Origin of the sequence: Veillonella parvula, from assembly GCF_032472435.1 — a bacterium.
Classification (GTDB): Bacteria; Bacillota; Negativicutes; order Veillonellales; family Veillonellaceae; genus Veillonella; species Veillonella parvula_N.
In genome coordinates this window covers 1-1,128 of sequence record NZ_JAWEGM010000015.1, presented here as the reverse complement: position 1 = coordinate 1,128, position 1,128 = coordinate 1, and the positions used below count along the sequence as shown (strand labels likewise).

Here is a 1,128-nt window from a genome sequence, read left to right as displayed (position 1 = left end):
AAGCGAAGACCTTCTTCGATAGCGATTGGAGTAATCAATTCGATTTCCATTGTTACGTTATCGCCAGGCATACACATTTCTACACCTTCAGGAAGGTTTACAACACCTGTTACGTCTGTTGTACGGAAGTAGAATTGTGGACGGTAGTTGGAGAAGAATGGAGTATGACGACCACCTTCTTCTTTAGTCAATACGTATACTTCTGCTTTGAATTTTGTGTGTGGGTTGATGGAACCTGGTTTAGCCAATACTTGACCACGTTCGATGTCTTTACGATCAACACCACGAAGCAATGCACCTACGTTGTCACCTGCTACTGCAGAATCCAACACTTTACGGAACATTTCAAGACCTGTTACTACATATTGTTCAGCTTTTTCTTTCAAGCCTACTACTTCAACAGTATCACCAACGTTTACTTGACCACGTTCAACACGGCCAGTTGCTACTGTACCACGACCAGTGATTGTGAAAACGTCTTCCACAGGCATCAAGAATGGTTTATCAGTGTCACGAACTGGTGTTGGGATGTAGGAGTCTACAGCGTCCATCAATTCGTCAATTTTAGCTACATATTGAGCATCGCCTTCCAAAGCTTTCAACGCGGAACCTACAACGATAGGTACTTCGTCGCCAGGGAATTCGTAGGAAGAAAGAAGTTCACGAACTTCCATTTCTACCAATTCGATCAATTCTTCATCGTCAACCATGTCAGCTTTGTTCAAGAATACTACGATTGCAGGAACACCAACTTGGCGAGCCAACAAGATGTGTTCGCGAGTTTGAGGCATAGGGCCGTCAGCTGCGGATACAACCAAGATAGCGCCGTCCATTTGAGCCGCACCAGTAATCATGTTTTTAACATAGTCAGCATGGCCTGGGCAGTCAACGTGTGCATAGTGACGGTTAGCAGTTTCATACTCAACGTGTGCAGTGTTGATTGTGATACCGCGTTCACGTTCTTCTGGAGCTTTATCGATCATGCTGTAATCTTGGAAGTCAGCTTGACCTTTTTCAGCCAATACTTTAGTGATTGCAGCAGTCAAAGTAGTTTTACCATGGTCAACGTGACCGATTGTACCGATGTTAACATGCGGTTTCGTACGTTCAAATTTTTCTTTTGCCATT

Annotated in this window: 1 protein-coding gene; it reads right to left on the bottom strand. The window is 44.0% G+C overall.

Annotated features, from left to right (window positions below; all coding sequences use genetic code 11):
- A partial coding sequence (gene tuf, locus E7A03_RS09920) for an elongation factor Tu (RefSeq protein ID WP_128114531.1) occupies positions 1–1,127 on the bottom strand: 1,127 nt, incomplete at its 3' end.
- Between the last annotated feature and the right edge of the window lies 1 nt (position 1,128).